The organism is Mesorhizobium sp. CA8 (genome assembly GCF_020164955.1).
In the GTDB taxonomy this organism is placed as follows: Bacteria; Pseudomonadota; Alphaproteobacteria; order Rhizobiales; family Rhizobiaceae; genus Mesorhizobium.
Map to the genome: position 1 here is coordinate 39,446 of NZ_JAIUHG010000019.1, position 17,543 is coordinate 56,988.

Annotated in this window: 20 protein-coding genes; 14 read left to right on the forward strand and 6 right to left on the reverse strand. The window is 64.4% G+C overall.

Features of this window, described 5'->3' with window-relative positions; genetic code table 11:
• Window positions 1-63: 63 nt before the first annotated feature.
• From LB553_RS20080 to LB553_RS20090, 3 genes are all read left to right on the forward strand, one after another.
• On the forward strand, window positions 64-702 hold the full coding sequence (locus tag LB553_RS20080; RefSeq protein WP_224516053.1) for an alpha/beta fold hydrolase: 639 nt from the start codon (window positions 64-66) through the stop codon (window positions 700-702).
• 89 nt (window positions 703-791) lie between these two features.
• Window positions 792-1,568 carry an exodeoxyribonuclease III gene (xth, locus tag LB553_RS20085; RefSeq protein ID WP_224516054.1) on the forward strand — a complete coding sequence of 259 codons (777 nt, stop codon included), beginning with the start codon at window positions 792-794 and terminating at the stop codon, window positions 1,566-1,568.
• Window positions 1,569-1,854: 286 nt separating this feature from the next.
• Entirely contained in the window at window positions 1,855-3,045 is a 1,191-nt protein-coding gene (locus LB553_RS20090) for a hypothetical protein (RefSeq protein ID WP_224516055.1), read from the forward strand.
• Between the two features lie 88 nt (window positions 3,046-3,133).
• Here LB553_RS20090 and LB553_RS20095 read toward each other — a convergent pair whose 3' ends face one another.
• Together LB553_RS20095 and LB553_RS20100 are read right to left on the reverse strand one after the other, a co-directional pair.
• Complete coding sequence (locus LB553_RS20095; RefSeq protein ID WP_224516056.1) at window positions 3,134-3,223, reverse strand: putative RiPP precursor; 90 nt, start codon at window positions 3,221-3,223, stop codon at window positions 3,134-3,136.
• A gap of 114 nt (window positions 3,224-3,337) precedes the next feature.
• Window positions 3,338-3,436: a putative RiPP precursor gene (locus LB553_RS20100; protein WP_224516057.1), complete on the reverse strand. Its 99-nt coding sequence runs from the start codon at window positions 3,434-3,436 to the stop codon at window positions 3,338-3,340.
• A 279-nt stretch (window positions 3,437-3,715) separates the two neighbouring features.
• Here LB553_RS20100 and LB553_RS20105 point away from each other — a divergent pair, with 279 nt between their 5' ends.
• The 4 genes from LB553_RS20105 (at window position 3,716) to LB553_RS20120 (ending at window position 8,414) form a co-directional block, all read left to right on the forward strand.
• Window positions 3,716-4,717 (forward strand): hypothetical protein, encoded by a 1,002-nt coding sequence (locus LB553_RS20105; protein WP_224516058.1) that lies wholly within the window; start codon window positions 3,716-3,718, stop codon window positions 4,715-4,717.
• Entirely contained in the window at window positions 4,642-5,247 is a 606-nt protein-coding gene (locus LB553_RS20110; RefSeq protein WP_224516059.1) for a WD40 repeat domain-containing protein, read from the forward strand. Before LB553_RS20105 ends, LB553_RS20110 begins: the two co-directional genes overlap by 76 nt.
• A 257-nt stretch (window positions 5,248-5,504) precedes the next feature.
• Window positions 5,505-6,185 (forward strand): hypothetical protein, encoded by a 681-nt coding sequence (locus LB553_RS20115; protein ID WP_224516060.1) that lies wholly within the window; start codon window positions 5,505-5,507, stop codon window positions 6,183-6,185.
• Window positions 6,186-6,416: 231 nt separating this feature from the next.
• Window positions 6,417-8,414: an amidase gene (locus LB553_RS20120; RefSeq protein WP_224516061.1), complete on the forward strand. Its 1,998-nt coding sequence runs from the start codon at window positions 6,417-6,419 to the stop codon at window positions 8,412-8,414.
• A gap of 32 nt (window positions 8,415-8,446) precedes the next feature.
• Here LB553_RS20120 and LB553_RS20125 read toward each other — a convergent pair whose 3' ends face one another.
• Both LB553_RS20125 and LB553_RS20130 read right to left on the reverse strand, forming a co-directional pair.
• Window positions 8,447-8,590 carry a hypothetical protein gene (locus LB553_RS20125; protein WP_224516062.1) on the reverse strand — a complete coding sequence of 48 codons (144 nt, stop codon included), beginning with the start codon at window positions 8,588-8,590 and terminating at the stop codon, window positions 8,447-8,449.
• Between the two features lie 91 nt (window positions 8,591-8,681).
• On the reverse strand, window positions 8,682-9,209 hold the full coding sequence (locus tag LB553_RS20130) for a hypothetical protein (RefSeq protein WP_224516063.1): 528 nt from the start codon (window positions 9,207-9,209) through the stop codon (window positions 8,682-8,684).
• 141 nt (window positions 9,210-9,350) lie between these two features.
• Here LB553_RS20130 and LB553_RS20135 point away from each other — a divergent pair, with 141 nt between their 5' ends.
• The 4 genes from LB553_RS20135 (at window position 9,351) to LB553_RS20150 (ending at window position 12,426) form a co-directional block, all read left to right on the forward strand.
• Window positions 9,351-9,905 carry an isochorismatase family protein gene (locus LB553_RS20135; protein ID WP_224516064.1) on the forward strand — a complete coding sequence of 185 codons (555 nt, stop codon included), beginning with the start codon at window positions 9,351-9,353 and terminating at the stop codon, window positions 9,903-9,905.
• An 82-nt stretch (window positions 9,906-9,987) separates the two neighbouring features.
• A complete protein-coding gene (locus LB553_RS20140) occupies window positions 9,988-10,443 on the forward strand; it encodes a GFA family protein (RefSeq protein ID WP_224516065.1) in 456 nt (151 codons plus the stop codon).
• A gap of 316 nt (window positions 10,444-10,759) precedes the next feature.
• Window positions 10,760-11,962, forward strand: a complete 1,203-nt coding sequence (locus tag LB553_RS20145; protein WP_412033365.1) for an amidohydrolase family protein — start codon at window positions 10,760-10,762, stop codon at window positions 11,960-11,962.
• Between the two features lie 308 nt (window positions 11,963-12,270).
• Window positions 12,271-12,426 carry a hypothetical protein gene (locus tag LB553_RS20150; protein WP_224516067.1) on the forward strand — a complete coding sequence of 52 codons (156 nt, stop codon included), beginning with the start codon at window positions 12,271-12,273 and terminating at the stop codon, window positions 12,424-12,426.
• A gap of 58 nt (window positions 12,427-12,484) precedes the next feature.
• On the opposite strand, the gene LB553_RS20155 is transcribed toward LB553_RS20150, so the two are convergent.
• On the reverse strand, window positions 12,485-13,225 hold the full coding sequence (locus LB553_RS20155) for a sulfotransferase family protein (protein ID WP_224516068.1): 741 nt from the start codon (window positions 13,223-13,225) through the stop codon (window positions 12,485-12,487).
• 274 nt (window positions 13,226-13,499) lie between these two features.
• Here LB553_RS20155 and LB553_RS20160 point away from each other — a divergent pair, with 274 nt between their 5' ends.
• Both LB553_RS20160 and LB553_RS20165 read left to right on the forward strand, forming a co-directional pair.
• Window positions 13,500-14,669 carry a PLP-dependent aminotransferase family protein gene (locus LB553_RS20160; RefSeq protein WP_224516162.1) on the forward strand — a complete coding sequence of 390 codons (1,170 nt, stop codon included), beginning with the start codon at window positions 13,500-13,502 and terminating at the stop codon, window positions 14,667-14,669.
• A gap of 289 nt (window positions 14,670-14,958) precedes the next feature.
• Entirely contained in the window at window positions 14,959-15,504 is a 546-nt protein-coding gene (locus LB553_RS20165) for a YbhB/YbcL family Raf kinase inhibitor-like protein (RefSeq protein WP_224516069.1), read from the forward strand.
• Between the two features lie 48 nt (window positions 15,505-15,552).
• Here LB553_RS20165 and yghU read toward each other — a convergent pair whose 3' ends face one another.
• Complete coding sequence (gene yghU, locus LB553_RS20170) at window positions 15,553-16,422, reverse strand: glutathione-dependent disulfide-bond oxidoreductase (protein ID WP_224516070.1); 870 nt, start codon at window positions 16,420-16,422, stop codon at window positions 15,553-15,555.
• Window positions 16,423-16,627: 205 nt separating this feature from the next.
• On the opposite strand from yghU, the gene LB553_RS20175 reads away from it, so the two are divergent.
• Window positions 16,628-17,530 carry a S1C family serine protease gene (locus LB553_RS20175; RefSeq protein WP_224516071.1) on the forward strand — a complete coding sequence of 301 codons (903 nt, stop codon included), beginning with the start codon at window positions 16,628-16,630 and terminating at the stop codon, window positions 17,528-17,530.
• The last annotated feature ends 13 nt before the right edge of the window (window positions 17,531-17,543 follow it).

Here is a 17,543-nt window from a genome sequence, read left to right on the forward strand (position 1 = left end):
GGAGATGCCCGGCAGGCCAGCGAGGGGTGTGACGGAACTCGGCCTCGCAAGCGAGACCTCCCCATGACCAGTTTCCTCTTCGACGGCCCGGACTCCGCCCCCGTCACCATCCTGCTCGCGCACGGCGCCGGCGCACCGATGGATTCCGCGTCGATGGCCGCCACCGCCAAGGCGCTCGCAGCGGCCGGCTTCCGCGTCGCACGCTTCGAGTTCCACTACATGGCGGCGCGCCGCTACGGCCATCGCAAGCCGCCGCCGCGCGCCGAGACGGTGAACCCGGAATACGTCAAGGCGATCGCGGATCTGCGCGCCAAGGCCGTGACCGGCAGACTGATCATCGGCGGCAAGTCGATGGGCGGCCGCGTCGCCTCCATGGTCGCCGACGAGATGTTCGCCAAGGGCGAAATCGGCGGGCTGGTCTGTCTCGGCTATCCCTTCCATCCGCCGGGTAAGCCGGAGCAGTTGCGCACAAAGCATCTCGCCGACCTGAAGACGCCGACGCTGATCTTCCAGGGCACGCGCGACGAGTTCGGCACGAAGGAGGAAGTCGCGACCTACGGCCTTTCTCCTGCCATCGAGGTGATCTGGCTCGAGGACGGCGACCACGATCTGAAGCCACGCAAGGCGATCTCGGGCTTTTCGACGGGCGATCATCTAAAGACGGTGGCGGAGACTGTGAAGGCACGGATGGCTCAGTCATAACTCTCGGCGCCGACGCTGAAGGGATGGGTGCCGAAGCAGATCGTGCTGCCCTCTTGCGACACATCTGGGCTTCTTGTTCTGATGAGCTGATGAAACTCGCCACCTTCAACATCAACAACATCAACAGCCGGCTGGAAAACCTGCTCGCCTGGCTCGCCAAGGCAAAGCCCGATGTCGTCTGCCTGCAGGAGCTGAAATCCCGCGACACGCAATTCCCGCTGACCCGGCTCGCCAAGGCCGGCTATGGCGCGGTGTGGAAGGGGGAGCCGACCTGGAATGGCGTCGCGATCCTCGCACGCGGCGCCGAGCCTGTGCTGACGCGCGATGCGCTGCCCGGCGATGATGCCGACCGCCAGGCCCGCTACATCGAGGCGGCGGTCGACGGCGTCGTCATCGCTTGCCTCTATGCGCCAAACGGCAATCCGCAGCCCGGCCCGAAATTCGCCTACAAGCTCGCCTGGCACGAGCGCTTCGCGGCGCATGCGGGTGAGCTCCTCGACACCGGCCTGCCGGTAGCGCTCGCCGGCGATTTCAACATCGTGCCCGAGCCGCGCGACATCTATGAGACCCGGTCCTATGACAATAACGCGCTGGTGCAGCCTGAAAGCCGCGCCGTCTTCGCCGCGCTGATCGACCAGGGCTGGACGGACGCGTTGCGCAGGGTTTTTCCCAAGGAGCAGCGGCTCTACACTTTCTGGGACTATCGCCGGAACCGCTGGCCGCGCGACGCCGGCTTGCGGCTCGACCACATCCTGTTGTCGAAGAAGCTCGCTCGAAAACTGAAAGCGGCGGGCATCGACCGTGAGGTGCGGGGAGGAGAAAACCCCAGCGATCACGCGCCGGTCTGGGTGGAATTGGCGACCTGACCTTCTCCGGCAAGAAAGGAAGGCCCGCGCCGTCCCGCCGGGATTACTATTCAAGACGAATTTCCTGCGGACATACCTTGCAGCATCAGCGCCCAACGCTAGAGCCGGATAACTTCAGGTCGAATCGACCTGAAGTCTGAATCCGTCTCCATATCAAAGAGATAGAGCATGATGTCGTCGGAAAACCGCTTCACACTTTTCGGCATCGTGCTCTAGTCTGCCAAGAATCAGAGGGGGGGTGACCTGATGGTCTTGAACACCGGTCTGCAGCCGTCGCCTGGCCGCCATGGCTGACACCGCCCTCGTCGCCCTCATCTCCGCCCTCGTCTTTGCCGGTGCGATCGCCCTCATCGCGATCGCGCTGCGCTGGCGCCGCAAGCGCCGCAGAGCGCGCGGCAACCCCAATCCGGCGGGCGACTATGCGCCGCGCGCCGCGTGGGCGGCGACATCCGGCAAGCTCAACTTCTCGTCCTTCGTCTACATGGATGTCGACGGCGACGGCACCTATGGTCAAGCCGACCGGCCGATGGCGGGCATCGTCGTGCGGCTCTACAACGAACGCGGCACTTTCCTTGCTTCGGCGCGCAGCAACGCTGCCGGTTTCGCGAATTTCCCGATGTCGTCGAAGCGCCGCAGCGCGGCGATCCAGCGGCCAGGTGTCTATCGTTTCTCGGTCTCGGTGCCGCCGGGCTGGCGCGCCAGCAGTGCCAACCGGGACCAGACGGTGTGCCTGCGGGATGCGCCGGGCGCCATGGTCGGCCTCATCGGCGAGGCGTTGCCGAAGCCGGTCGGCCTAGCGCCGGGGCGGACGTTGAATGGCAGGACGCCGGTCGCGACGGGCGTCACGCTGTCGGTCATGGGCAAAGGTCAGTTGCTCGAGAACCGGGCGCTGCCTGCCGACGCCGCCTTCCGCTTCCCGCTCGGCGTCGATGCCGATGAAATCGTCATTGCGGGCTCGGGGCTCGACCGAAGGCTCAAGCTGTCGGCCTATCCGGTCGATCTCGGCCTGTTGGCGCGCGGCGCGCTCGCGCCCGACGCGGCGCTCAAGGCCATCGGCTTCGACGACATAACCCCGCGCGGCCTGTGCAAAGTGCCCTCCGGCCACGCCGGGCTAGACTGGCGCAATCTGAACGCCATGGCGCGCGACCACACCGCCAACAGCGAGGGCTATGCCAACGGCAACGTGTCCGGCGCCTACATCGCCTATACCAGCAGCGGCCATCCGGCCGAGTTCGGTCGCGCCACGCCCTTCGGCTTCCACTCGGTGATGCTCACGGCGGCCTGGCTGGCCTCGGAAGGAGAGACCGCGCTGGTGGAAAGCTGGTTGGGGGAGGAGGCGGTCGCGCGCGACGAAATCGTGCTGTCGGCGCTGGCGCCCGTTCAATACGCGCCCATGCTGGAGGCGGTGACGCGTGTGCGTATCTCCACCAGACACCACTGGCAGGCTGTGCTCGACGATCTGATCGTGGCGCTTTGACATATGCCGGCCAACGCGCGGCAATTCCTGCGATATCTCAAGCAAGGCTAACGCGCGCCGCCTGAAGGTCTGCAATGCGCCTTTTGGCTCAGAATACGACGGAAGCTGCGCCGTTCCCGGTGATTGCCGAAAGCCTGTCCTTCTTGACCAGGGTCGGCTTCACATAGGTTCTCTTCATCCAAGCTCTCCCGAAGTTTCGCCGCACGATCTCATACGCACGTCTGCCGTCAAGCAAACGCCCGGGCAAGCTCTTCACCGTTAGCGTTCCTGCTACGGCGCTGAAATTACATCATTAGGTGGTGCTGCCGTTGACGATGACCGACGGACCGGCCACCACCGCCGAAAGCTTGCCCTTGCGGACCAAAACAGGCTTCTCGTAAGTCTTCTTCATAAGATGCTCTCCCCTGAAAATCCCGGCGGATAATCTCACATAAGCAATTTCTGTCAATGACCGGCGTGGAGCGAGCTTTTCTATTCCTGGGGATAGCGTTCTACTGATACAACATCGCCCAATAGTGGGCGCCGCGCCGGTTGGAGCTGGATGCCGAGATATCGGCTGGCGAAGTGTGAAGTCCTGCACTTAGGCTGGCCGCGGGCTCCGCTAAGATGCCGGGCCGCCTGTCGCCATCGGATTGTAAGGACTTGGGGCCGCGAGGCGCGGGGGAAACTGATGAAGAGATCGACCGACAGGCTGCTGGCGCTGGCGATGCTGATCGTCGGCATTGCCTCTTTCGCCAAGCTCTATCCGGCGCTGGGCGGTGGGCTGGAGGCGACGACGCGCCTGGAAGTCCTCGGCGCGGCCGGCTTGCTGTCGATCCTTGCCGGGCTGCTTTTCCTCGCCGGCCTGCTGCCGGGCGCCGCCAGGCACGATCCGGCCGCCCCTTTGTTCGGTCGCGACGCCGAGGTCGCGCCGGCCGGCCATCCGCGGTTGCGCCGCGCAGCACTCGCCTTGCCGCTTCTGGCCCTGATCGTGATCGTCGCCGACCAGTTCGGTCCGTGGCGGACTCAGGAACTGGGCGGCGAAGAGGCTAAGGGAGTCGCCACCGCACCGGCAGATCCGGCGCCTCGACCGCCCGAACCGGAGGCGAGCGCACAGCCAACCACGCCGGAGGCGAGCACAAAGCCAAACACGCCTGAGGCGAGCGTCGAGCCAGCCGCGCCTGCATCCGCACAGGAAGAGGCCGCAAAGCCCCCGTTGCCCGAGCCGGTTGCGGCTCCCGTTCAGCCGGCGCAGACAGCCGCTCCACCGGCCGAGTCCGCGCCGCCGCGGCCTGCCCAACCGGCAGAGCCCGTCCAGCCAACCGAGCAGACGGCACTCGCGCCCGCAACGCCGCCGCAGACGGAGGCGCCGCCTCCGCCGGCGCCTCCGGCCCGGCCGACCGCGCTGGAAGGCCACCGCGACGCCGTCGTCTGGCTGGCGGTGTCGGCCGACGGCCACCAGATCTTGAGCGCCAGTACCGACCGCATGATCAAGCTCTGGGACATCGACGGCAAGCGGCTGATCCGCGATCTTGGCCAGCACAAAGATATGGCGCGCACCGCGCTTTTCATGCCCGACGGCAGGACGCGCTCACCGCCGGCGACGACGGCGAAATCGTGCTGCGCCAGCTATCCGACGGCACCGTGCTGCGCGTCTTCTCCTCAGGGGCGAACGGCGGCGTCAGGCAACTGAAGATCAGCCCGGACGGCAAGCGCGCCGTCAGCGGTCACGACACCGGCTCCGTCGTGGTTTGGGACCTGGGGAAGGGGACGGTGCTGCACGTGCTGCCGGGCCACGACTGGTCGGTGAGCTCCGTCGCCATCTCGCCCGACGGCACCAGGGCGCTCACCGGCAGTATCGACGGCGAGCTGAAGCTCTGGGATATCGTTTCGGGCAAGCAGCTGCGCAGCTGGCACGGCCACGACCGCGGCGCCTATGGCGCGGTCTTCCTGGCCGATGGCCATCACGCGGTGACCGGCAGCGGCGACTACACAATCAAGCTCTGGGATCTCGACACCTTCAAGGAGGTCCGCCGCTTCGACGGCCATTCCGGCACGGTCTACGCGCTCGCCTTGTCGGCCGATGGCAAGCGTCTCGGCTCCGTGTCGCTGGTGGCACAGCCAGGATATGGAACATGGACACCGGCGCCGAGATCGCCGAATTCGACCCCGGCACTGGTCCCATGTATTCGGTCGCCTTCGCCGCCGACGGCACGCTATTGACCGGCGGCATCGACCGCACCATCCGCGACTGGCCTGCGGCCGGCGGGGATAGCACGGTGCTGTTTATCGGGGCGCCGGAATAGCTGAGGCGGGGCCGCGTGACAGCCAATCTCCTCCCTTGTGCGGGAGATGCCCGATTCACCCGCCGAAGCTGCAGCGCAGCTGCTGCGAAGGACGGCAGGGCAGAGGGATGCTGTCCCGCCAGACTATCCGAAGAAGACCTGTACAAGGATTGTCCGAGCAGCCATCGTCGCCGCATGAGCAACACTGCCGAATCCACTTATTTTGTCCTGCAGCAGATCGATCCTGCGACAGGTTCGGCTGTCGCTGAGGCTCGAATCTGCGTCTTGGACCTGAAAGAGCTGGGCGCGGTTCTGGATTGCAGCAGCACACGGCTATCAGGCTCATGGGAATTGGGCCCGGGAGATATTCAAAGGCTGAGCGCGATATGCATCCCACCTCGCGAGCTTGACCCGAGGTTCAATCGCGTCCAGTCCTGGCATCCAATCCGCCAGACACCGTATCTCGTTCACACGAATTTCGAGCTGCCGCTGATGCTTGAAGGTCGCAAGCCTCTGGCGGTGTTCCAAGACACCTATCCGGTGGAGTGGTTGGCGGAAATGCTGGTCCGCTTCGACCCGTTCGTCCGCTCGGGTCGGTTGGTGCGCCGCATAATCGACACGCCCTTCACCGAGGCCGAGCGCGCTCGCTTCCCGAAGTTCGAAAGATGGCGGCGCGCCTTCTTCGCACTCCCCGGCGAGGAATGGCGAATAGACGCATATCTGCTGGCATCGAAAGTCTCCGCCAAGACCGGCTGGAACGAAGCCCTCGAACGGATGGAGGGCTCACTTCTCGGCTATGAGAATTGGCAGAATGATTGGTGGGTTGAGCGTAGAGCACGACGGCGGGAGGCGGGCATTCGTCGGGAAAATGAATAGAGCCTTTGGATTACCTGACGGGCCGGCGGGATAGCACCCCCTCTGCCCTGCCGGCCATCTCCCACGCAAGGGGGGCGATCGGCAGTTCCTGCGACGGCGCCCTCTCTGCAGCGTCAGCGATTGGCGAAAGCCGTCGCGCCAGCCAATCTCCTCCCTTGCGGGGGAGATGCCCGGCAGGGCAGAGGGGGGTGTGACGGAACGCAACTTCTACAAGGGAATTCGCTCGCCATCATGCTCCACCTCGTCGAAGCCTCGATCGCTGACCTGCGCCGCGCGCTGGAAGACGGCACCGTCACCAGCGTCGAGCTGGTCGCTGCGTATCTGCGGCGCATCGCCCATTACGATCGCCACGGCATCGCGCTCAACGCCGTGCCGGTCCTCAACCCGAAGATGTTCGAAGAGGCGGAAGCGTCCGACCGGCGCCGCCGCGAGGGCAAGACGCTAGGACCGCTCGACGGCATCCCCTACACCGCCAAGGACAGCTACAAGGCCGAGGGGCTGACGGTGGCGGCCGGCTCGCCGACCTTCGAGCATCTCATGGCGAACGAGGACGCTTTCACCATCGCCCGGCTGCGCGCGGCCGGCGCGGTGCTGATCGGCCTCACCAACATGCCGCCCATGGCCAATGGCGGCATGCAGCGCGGCGTCTATGGCCGCGCCGAAAGCCCGTACAACAAGGATTTCCTTACCGCCGCTTTCGCCTCCGGCTCGTCCAACGGCTCCGGCACGGCGACCGCAGCCAGCTTCGCGGCTTTCGGTCTGGGCGAGGAAACCTGGTCGTCCGGCCGCGCGCCCGCATCCAACAACGCGTTGGTTGCCTACACGCCTTCGCGCGGCGTCATCTCGGTGCGCGGCAACTGGCCTTTGGTGCCGACCATGGATGTGGTCGTGCCGCATACGCGGACCATTCCCGACATGCTGGAGCTGCTCGATGTGATCGTCGCTGACGATAACGAGACGCGCGGCGACTTCTGGCGCGTGCAGCCCTGGGTGCAAATCCCGAAAGCCTCGGCGCTGCGGCCGGCGAGATATGCCGCGCTTCCGCTGCAAGGCGCGCTCAAGGGCAAGCGGCTCGGCGTGCCGAAAATGTATATCGGCAAGGACGAAGGCGCGGAGCGCCCGATCGAGACGCGCGCCTCGGTGTTGGAGTTGTGGCGGCAGGCGGCGCGCGACCTTGAAGCACTCGGCGCCGAGGTGGTCGAGGTCGATTTCCCTGTCGTCTCCAACTACGAACGCGACCGTCGGGGCGCGCTGTCGATGGTCGACCGCGGCCTTGTGCCGCCGGAATTCGCCGAACGCGAGATCTGGGACCTGTCCATCTGGTCCTGGGACGATTTCCTGCGCGCCAACGCCGATTCGGCCATCCCCGATCTCGCTTCGGTCGACGGCGCAAAAATCTTCCCGCAACCGCCGGGCACGTTGCGCGATCGCTACGGCGATGCCGATTTCGATCTGGCGCAGTATGTCGAGCGAGCGAAGCGCGGGGTGGCGCGATTGGAAGACATCCCAACCATCGAGAAAGGCCTGAAGGGCCTGGAAGCAACGCGCCGCATCGACTTCGAGGACTGGCTCGATGCCAACCGCCTCGACGCCGTGGTGCTGCCGGCGGTCGCCGATGTCGGCCCGGCCGATGCCGACATCAACGAGGCTTCCGCCCGGCTTGCCTGGCGCAACGGCACCTGGGTCGCCAACGGCAATCTGGTCTGGCGGCATCTCGGCATCCCGACGGTGACGGTGCCGATGGGCGCCATGGCCGATATCGGCATGCCCGTCGGCCTCACCTTCGCCGGCAAGGCTTATGATGACGTAGTGTTGTTGAGGATCGCCGGCGACTACGAGCGCGCCACGAAGCGCCGCACCATTCCGCCGCGCACGCCGCCGCTGGCCGATGATGTGTTCGACGGCAGGGGCGCGGCAAGTCGTGTCGGCGATGCCCCGCTCACGCTGGCGCTCACGGCTGAGACGGCGCGCTCCGGCGCCACCGATGAGATCGCGATTGCACTGGAGGTCGGCGACGCGGCGGTAGTGAAAGTCCACGTCAACGGCGAGCCGGTTTCCATGCAAGGCAACGGTAACCGATTCACCGGTCGCGTGATCGTACCGGCCACGACCCATCAAGGCTTCCATAGCGTCTGGCGCGGTTCCTATGGTTCGATCGTCACGGCCATTGTGAGGTCGCCGGATGGGCGCGTCGGCGGGGCCTATACGGTGACAGGAGGGATTGGGTAGCTTCCCCCACAAGCGGAGAAGGGAAGATCGTGCTACTCGGTCCAATCCACCGCTAGCGCCACCACCCCGAACAGCGCTCCGACCGTACACACCGCGTTCCAGCCGCCCCAGGCACAGGCAATGCCGGCCAGCAGCGAGTCGATCGCGCCGCCGATGCAGAAGATGCCGACGAACAACCCATTGATGCGCCCGCGCGCCTTGGGCTGCAGCAGGTTGGCGGAAGCGCTGAAGGGTCCGATGCCGCTGATGTCGTAAAAGCCAGGCGCCTTATCTTCCCTCTGACCGTGGAAAAAGCGATTTCAATATCTTGGCAAAACCAAGTGTTAGAGATTGCCAGAGGGAGTGGGCCGCACCGTCCATCGAATTCACTATCTCCGGGTCTTGCGATCGGGGCAGGGAGGCGAGCCACGAATCCCAAAACTTCTGCTGCATCGAGACGAACACGGGCATCACATCATAGCCATCGTCAAATATATTGACTAAGTCGCTCTTCTTGGGAGGCTCGCCCGCTTTTACTTTGCAGACCACCAATCCTCGACTCATCTCTGTCACGGTGCCTTCAGGGAAAATATTGGCGCTCGCGCCATAACAAAAGGGTAGTAGTCCTTCCACTTCGAGCTGATTGCGGATTTGGCATAGGGCTTCGAAGTAGTCGTCTTCTTCAGCAACGATCACTTTATTGCGATAGCTGCAGGTGAGCCTGCATCGGGTCCCCACATCGTGCGGCGTGAAAACCGCCTGCTCGTCACCTCCCGTGCCTCCTCCGATCAGGAACACGGTGTATTGTTCATCCATTGTCATCCCCCGATCTCTCAACCACCTTAGTTGTGATTAATCCTGAATACAACCGAAAATTGTAGATGGTTCGCGCGAGTTGTTGCTTGCTGGCTCCTGCCTCCTTCTTGACCCGTCCCCCACCCACGCTATCTTTGCGCCATGCCAGACACCGCCCCCTCCGCCGCCGCGCCGCTGATTGTCATCGACCTGCAGATGGGCATGTTCGATGGCCGTTTCGATCCGCCCATCCACGACGCCGACACCATCGCAGAACGCGCCCGCAGGCTGATTGCTTGGGCGCGGCGCACGGGCCGCAAGGTGGCCTTCATCCGCCATAACGGACCGCCCGGCGATCCGCTGGCGCCGGGCGCCTCCGGCTGGCCGGTCTGGCCGCTGCTCGGTCAGGCCGACGACGAGCCGACCTTCGGCAAGAATGTCGGCAACGCCTTCTCTAATTCCGAACTCATCGAATGGGTGGCGGGGCATGGCGCGAAGGACGTCGTGCTCATCGGCGCCCAGACCGACTTCTGCGTCGCCGCCACTGTAAAGGGAGCCTTCGCCGAAGGTCTGGGCGTCACCGTCGTTTCCGACGCACATTCGACGCTGGATTCACTGGAGGAGAAGGCGCCCGACATCATCGCCCGCCACAACGAGGCCTTCGCGGGGCAGGGCGCGCGGATGACGACCACGGCGGAGCTGGTTGGAGGGCAATAACTGAAAGGCCGCGTTCCTTCGCGCCCCTTTGTCACCGCCGATATTTGTCGGTAAAGTCTCGATCCAACCCAAGGAGCCCGTCTTGCCGCCGCTTTCTCTACCCGCTGAAGGAGGCTGCCGCTGCGGCCGCGTGCGGCTGAAGATCTCCGTAAAACCCTTGCTTACAATGGCCTGTCATTGCACCGGTTGCCAGTCGATGTCGTCCAGCGCCTATTCGCTGAGCGCGGCGATCCCCTCGGAAGCTTTCGAGGTGACGAAGGGCGAGCCGGTGGTCGGCGGTCTGCACGGCGCTTCAAAACATTATTTCTGCGGCTACTGCATGACCTGGATGTTCACGCGGCCGGAGGGGATCGACTGGTTCGTCAACCTGCGCCCGACAATGCTCGACGACCATGCCTGGTTTGCCCCGTTCATCGAGACCTGGACATCTGAGAAATTGCCTTGGGCGGCGACGTCGGCCGTGCATAGCTACGAAGCGTTGCCGTCCTTCGAGGAATATGAGCCGCTGGTCGCCGAATACGCCGGCATCCAAGGCTGACTTAGGCGGGCCGGTCGAAACGGCGACCTGGACAAGGTCGCCATTGCCATTTCCGTTCATGGTCGACGCGGCCGTTGGGGGCGCATTGTTGGGGATGTGCTTGGGCGTCCGCGTCGACCACGGCGGCCTCATACCGCAGACTTCACCATCGCATATCTGCCGCCCGCTGAAACTTCCGCGAAGACGGTATATGCGGAGGGTTGAGCTTGCCGCCCCCCACAACGAGAAGGCAAGGCGAAACACTTTCTATCCCTTGCCGCATTGACCTCGTCCGTTCGACCGGCGACGACTGACGCTTGCCTTTTCAACGGATTGCATCGTGGATCAGACTCATTTTCTCAACGCCAGGCTTGCCGATGGCTCGCTCCGTGACCTCATCGTCGCCGACGGCCGCTTCAGCGCCATCGCTCCGGCCGGCAATGCAGCCAGGTCCGGTGCCGTCGACCTCGCCGGGCAGCTTGTGCTGCCGGCTTTCGTCGAGGGCCATACCCATCTCGATACCTCCTTTTATGGCGACGCCTGGCGCCCTCACATTCCCTGCACCAACGGCTTCGACGTGCGCGAGCGGGTCGCCTTTCAGATGCGCAACCTCGAGCAGGCAGCAGCCATGGAGGAGCGGGCGGGAAACCAGCTCGAGCTCTGCGTCGGCAATGGCAGCCTCGCCATGCGCAGCCATGTCATGGTCGATGCCGTGGTCGGGCTGAAGCATGTGGAGACGATCCTTGGGGTGCGCGAGAAGTACCGCGACCTGATCGACATCCAGCTCGTCGCCTTCCCGCAAAGCGGCATCCTGTCCTCGCCAGGCACTGCGGAGCTGCTGGACGAGGCGCTCAGGCTCGGCTGCGACCTGATCGGCGGGCTCGATCCGGCGAGCTTCGACCGCGATGTGAAGGGCCATCTCGATGTCGTCTTCGGTCTCGCCGAAAAACGCGGCGCCGGCGTCGACGTCCACCTGCATGACCGCGGCACGCTCGGCCTGTTCGAGATCGAGGAGATCGTCGCCCGGACCACGGCATCGAGCATGCAAGGAAAAGTCGTCATCAGCCACGCCTATGCGCTGGGCGACATCTCTCCCGATGCGTTGGCCAGGGCCGCCGAGAGGATCGCCGCCGCCGGCATCGCTATCATGACCAACGCGCCCGGCGACCATCCTTTCCCGCCCCTGGCGGCGTTGCGCAAGGCTGGCGTCACAGTCTTTGCCGGCTCCGACAACATCCGCGATTCATGGTGGCCCTATGGCGATGGCGACATGCTTAACCGCGCCAACATGATCGGCTACCGCTCCGGCTTCTACGAGGATTGGGAGCTGGAGGCCGCTTGCGACGTGGTGAGCCATGCCGGCGCCAAGGCGCTAGGGCTCGAAGGCTATGGCATCGCTGCCGGCGCCAAGGCGGATTTCGTTGCGCTGAAGGCTGAGCATGTTCCCGAAGCGGTGGTAGCGGTGCCGAAGGACCGCATAGTCTATCGCGCGGGCAGGGAAGTGGCCCGGAGCGGAAAAGTGAGTGCGAAAGCCAGGTGAATTAGAAGCCGTTAATTTATTGCCGAGCTACAACTCGACCTATCGCCTCCCTCTCCGGCCATTGAATCAACCCATCAGGCGACAAGCCCAAGCGTCTGACATTGCAGGCCACGCAAGCTCCCAATTTTCACTCAGGCTGCGTGGCCGATCCCACAAACTAATTTGCATGCATATGTTTCAAGCCGCTCCGGCTTCGTGAAGCATTTCACCGTTCGCGCGCTATCGACTGGTTACAGACGCATCGCAAAAGCGACGCCGGGAAGAGGCGGCGCCGGTTTTCCGCCGCTGATCGATGTATGGAGGCTCTCATGATCAAAAGTCTTAACAGGATCCGTGCCGCCTTCGCGCAGGCCAGCAAGCGCCGGAGGACGACGCGCGAGCTCTACGAACTGCCGGCGGAGATCCAGAAGGACATCGGCTGGCCCGAGCGGGCCGAGCCCGACGAAATCCGCCTGCCGTTCTAATCGCGCGGCGCCGAAGACGCGGCATCGGCGGTCGTGGTGGGTTGATGGGTACCGTCCGCTACCCAAGCCACCACCAAAAGCCGCCAGCCGCAAGCGCGATCAGCACCGCGACGCCGGCAAGCATCAGATAGGACCCCATGATCATCCCGTTGATGATCTTCTTGATGCTGGCGCGGTCGTTGAGATTGGGGAAGGGCTCGTTGGGCAAATCGACGCCGAGGAAATCGCAGAGCGGCGCCCAGCCGTCGCTGACCTTGAACACCAAGAGCTTTTCCGGCGGCACTGCCGCCTTCACCTCTTCGATATAGGAATTGTAGCGCGCCACCGCCTTGTCGCGGTCGTTCATCACGCCCTTCAGCGTCCGGCCCCAGACCAGCTTGCGCGACATGTCGCCGAACTTGCGGCCGAATGGCGTCAGCCATTCCAGCACCCTGAACTGCCAGACATTCTCGGTGAAGTAGATCGTGTCGATGGTGCTGTCATACCAGGCTTCGGCGCCGCGCGGGTGCAGCGTCAAAAGCACCTTGGCGTCCGGATAGGCGACCATCAACTCGCGCCACACGCAGCAGCCCGGATTGTCGACGGTCGCCCGATAATTGGCGAAGACCCGGTTCCAGTCATGCTGGGTGCCTGGCTCGCTGTTCGCCACTTTGCGCCAGAAGGCGAGATGGCCCTTATTGGCCTTGTTGATGATGACTTCCTGCATGTGGTAGCTCGGAAAGCCGAGCCTGTTCAGCGCGGCGAAAGTCGACCACGTGCCGGTGCGGCCAAAGCCGGCCCCGATGACCTCGAGCGTCATACGCGTTCCCCCATTTGGTCCGGATTGATTTTCTATCAACTTCCAGTTTCTGGTCATAATCGTGCGCTGGCCTCGCCGAGCGTGCAATGGCTTTTCATTAGCTTTTGCGAAAATCTGTGGGCCAAATGTTGCCTGGACGATGCGCCATGACCGTTTTGTGTATTCACGCGAAAGGCCAGGCCTGATAATAGGTCAACCAAGCTGACCTAAATAGAAGCACTGCGGGAGGTGCGCCTTGACCCTGTTGAACCTTCTGGCCTCGCGCTCCTCGCGCATGAAGGCTTCGGAAATCCGCGAGCTCCTGAAACTGCTCGACCAGCCGGACATCATCTCCTTCGCCGGGGGCATTCCCGATCCGTCGCTGTTTCCCGCCGAAGCGATCGGCGATGCCTACCAGGCCGTGCTCGGCGGCGCCGAGGCGGGCGCCGCGCTGCAATACCAGGTCAGCGAGGGTTTCCTGCCGCTGCGCAAATGGCTGGCCGCCTATATGGGCAAGCTCGGCGTTCAATGCGACGAAGGCAACATCTTCATCTCCTCCGGCTCGCAGCAGGCGCTCGACTATCTCGGCAAGCTCTTTTTGTCCCCCGGCGATACCGCGCTTGTGACATGGCCGACCTATCTCGGTGCGCTGCAGGCCTTCAACGCCTATGAGCCGCGCTACGACCGGCTGAACACCGCCGGCGGCAACATGACGCCGGAAGCCTATCGCGCGGCAGCGGCGGCAAATGGCGGCAAGGTGAAGTTCGCCTATCTGGTGCCGGATTTCGCCAACCCGACCGGCAATACGCTGGATACCAAGCAGCGCGAGACGGTGCTCGACCTCGCCGGCGAGCTCGACATCGCCGTCATCGAGGATGCCGCCTATCGCGCGCTGCGTTACGACGGGGAGGGCGAGCCGCCGATCCTGGCGCTCGACTGCGCCCGCGCCGGCGGCATCGATCATGCGCGCACGCTCTATTGCGGCTCCTTCTCGAAGATACTGTCGCCCGGCATGCGCGTCGGCTGGGTTTGCGCGCCGCGCCATGTGGTGGAAAAGCTGGTGCTGATGAAGCAGGCCTCCGACCTGCACAGCCCCTCGATCAACCAGATGGTCATGCACCGCGTCGCCGAAACCATCTTCGACGCCCAGGTGGACAAGCTGATCGATGCCTACCGCAAGCGCCGCGATGCGCTGCTTTCCGCGCTCGAAGCCGACATGCCCGACGGCATTTCCTGGAGCCGCCCGGACGGCGGCATGTTCGTCTGGCTGACGCTGCCGGAAGGCACTGACGCCACCGAGCTCCTGGCGCGTTCGGTTAAGGAGGCGCGCGTCGCCTTCGTGCCGGGCAATGCCTTCTACGCCGACGGCACAGGCCGCAACACGCTGCGCATGTCGTTCACGCTTGCCGACGACCGCGCGGTGAACGAAGGCGTGCCGAGACTGGCAAAGCTGCTGCGGGGCTGATCTTCCTTAAAAGGAGATCAGCAGCCGGCCATCACCGTCCACTCGCGCAGGCGTGATTGGGAGTGCGCAGGCGTGATTGTCCGCGCGGCCGATCCCTCGGCTAGTGTCGCGGCCGATCCAACACCCCCTGGATCGACCCGGTCGTGGGGTCCCACCCCCATGGTCCGAACGAAAGAGCCCCGACGGCCTCCACCGGCGGGGCTTTTTCATTGTCCAGGCAGGCGGCCGCGCTAGCTTGCCCTTTTTCGGGCCGCTTTTCGGCTACGCTGTGTTGTTCAGGGAGGATCAAATGACCTTGCGCCTCGGCTTCACCATGCTCGCCCTTGTCGCCTTCGCCACCCAGGCGTCCGCCTTCGAGATCTCCAGCCCCTCCGTGTCGAACGGCAAATGGGATGCGAAATATCTCGGCGACAAGCCCGGCTGTGGCGGACAGAGCGTCTCGATCGCGCTTGCCTGGAAGGATCCGCCGGCCGGAACGAAAAGCTACGCGCTGACCATGTTCGACACCGATGCCAATGGCGGCAAGGGTTTCTGGCACTGGCTGGCCTGGAACATCCCGGCGAGCGCCAAGGCACTGCGGGAGGGCGCCGGCGCGCAAAGTGGCAGTCGCATGCCCAAGGGCTCGGTGCAGGGCAAAGGCGGCGTCGGCCGCGCAGGCTATTTCGGCCCGTGCCCGCCGCCCGGCAGCGGCGACCATCATTATGTCTTCACGCTCTATGCGCTGGGTGAAAAGACATTGCGCATACCGGCCAACCCCTTGCCGGAGATGATCTCGGTCGCCGCCAAAAGCTCTGCGCTCGGCCAGGCGACCGTGACGTATACATATGGGAGATAGCGGGGCGCTGGCGACAGCCAATCTCCCGCGCGAGGGGGGGAGATTACCTCACTCCGCCGCCTGCAGCTTATCCTGCGTCTTGGTCTCGAAGTCGCTGGCGTCGTGGCGCTCGCGCAGCTGGAAGACGGGATCGCCGGACATACGGTTGACCATGCGCCCGCGGCTTACCGCCGGCCGCGCGTCGATCGCGTCGGCCCAGCGCTGCACGTTCTTGTATTCATGCACCGAGAGGAACTCCGCCGAGTTGGTATAGCTGCGGCCCTTGGCGAGCCCGCCATACCAGGGCCAAACCGCAATGTCGGCGATGGTGTAGTCGGGGCCGGCGAGATATTCGCTCTCGGCCAGCCTGCGGTCGAGCACGTCCATCTGCCGCTTGGTCTCCATGGCGAAGCGGTCGATCGCATATTCGATCTGGTGCGGCGCATAGGCGTAGAAATGGCCGAAGCCGCCGCCGAGATAGGGCGCGGAGCCCATCTGCCAGAACAGCCACGAGAAGGTCTCTGCGCGCGCCGCGCGCTCGGTCGGCAGGAATTCGCCGAATTTCTCGGCAAGATAGGTGAGGATCGAGCCGGATTCGAACACGCGCACCGGCTTCGGCTCGCTATGGTCCATCAGCGCCGGGATTTTCGAATTTGGATTGACCTTGACGAATCCGCTGCCGAACTGCTCGCCGTCGCCAATCTTGATCAGCCAGGCATCGTATTCGGCGCCCTTGTGGCCGAGCGCCAGAAGCTCCTCCAGCATGATCGTCACCTTCTGGCCATTGGGCGTTGCCAGCGAGTAGAGCTGAAGCGGGTGTTTGCCGACCGGCAGTTCCTTCTCATGCGTCGGGCCCGCGATCGGCCGGTTGATCGAAGCGAACTCGCCGCCATTCGGCTTGTTCCAGGTCCAGACTTTCGGCGGGGTGTATTGGTCCATGTTGGGGCCCTGTGTTGCGTGAGCGGCGGGAAGTCCAGCCACCGATGCCGCTAGACTTAGGTGCGGTTCCGCGCGCGTCAAAGAAAAAAGTTCAATCTTCGTTGAACTAGCGCTTGTGCCAGCCTGGGCGAGGGGGAAATCCGCCCTTGCACGGCGCTCCTTCGGCCATACTTATAAGCAAAGACCCGCAATGCAGGATGGATCGATGACCATCGAGAAAATTTCGCGCTCCGTCGTTGCCGTGCGCGCCACGGTGCCGGACGACGCTTTCACCGCCAATGCGCTTGGCACGCGCCGCGAGGGCAGCGGCGTGGTGATCCGCGACAATGGGCTTGTGCTCACCATCGGCTATCTCATCACCGAGGCCGAGGAAGTGTGGCTGACCGACCAGGACGGCCGCGTGGTCGCGGCACATGCGCTGGCCTATGACCAGGAGACCGGCTTCGGTCTCGTCCAGGCGCTGGCGCCGCTCGGCCTGCCCCCGGTCCAGTTCGGCAGCGCCAGGAAGGCCAATATCGGCGATGCCGTGACGTTGGCCGACGGCATCGGCCAGCAGGTCGACGCCCACATCGTCACCAAGCAGGAATTCGCCGGCTATTGGGAATACCTGATCGACGAAGCGATCTTCACGGCGCCCGCGCACCCGTCCTGGGGTGGCGCCGCGCTGTTCGACCGCGCCGGCAAGCTGCTCGGCGTCGGCTCGCTGCGCCTGCAGATGAGCCGGGCGGGCGAGGTGGCCGACATCAACATGGTCGTGCCGATCGATCTCTTGACGCCGATCCTCGACGATCTCGTCAAGCGCGGCCAGGCGGCGAAGGCGCCGCGCCCGTGGCTCGGCGCCTTCTCGGCCGAGTCGAACGGCATGGTGGTGGTGATGAGCGTGGCCGAAGGCGGCCCCGCGGCAAAGGCTGGTCTACGTCAAGGCGATATCATCTCCGATGTGCGCGACGGCGAGGTTGACGGTCTTGCCGATTTCTACAGAAAACTCTGGCAGAACCCGGCCGGCTCGGAAATCCCGCTGCGCGTGGTGCGCGACGGCCGCGAGACCTGGCTGCGCGTCAAATCGGCCGACCGCAATTCCTTCCTGAAGAAGCCGCAGCTGCAGTAGCCCCGAAGCGCAG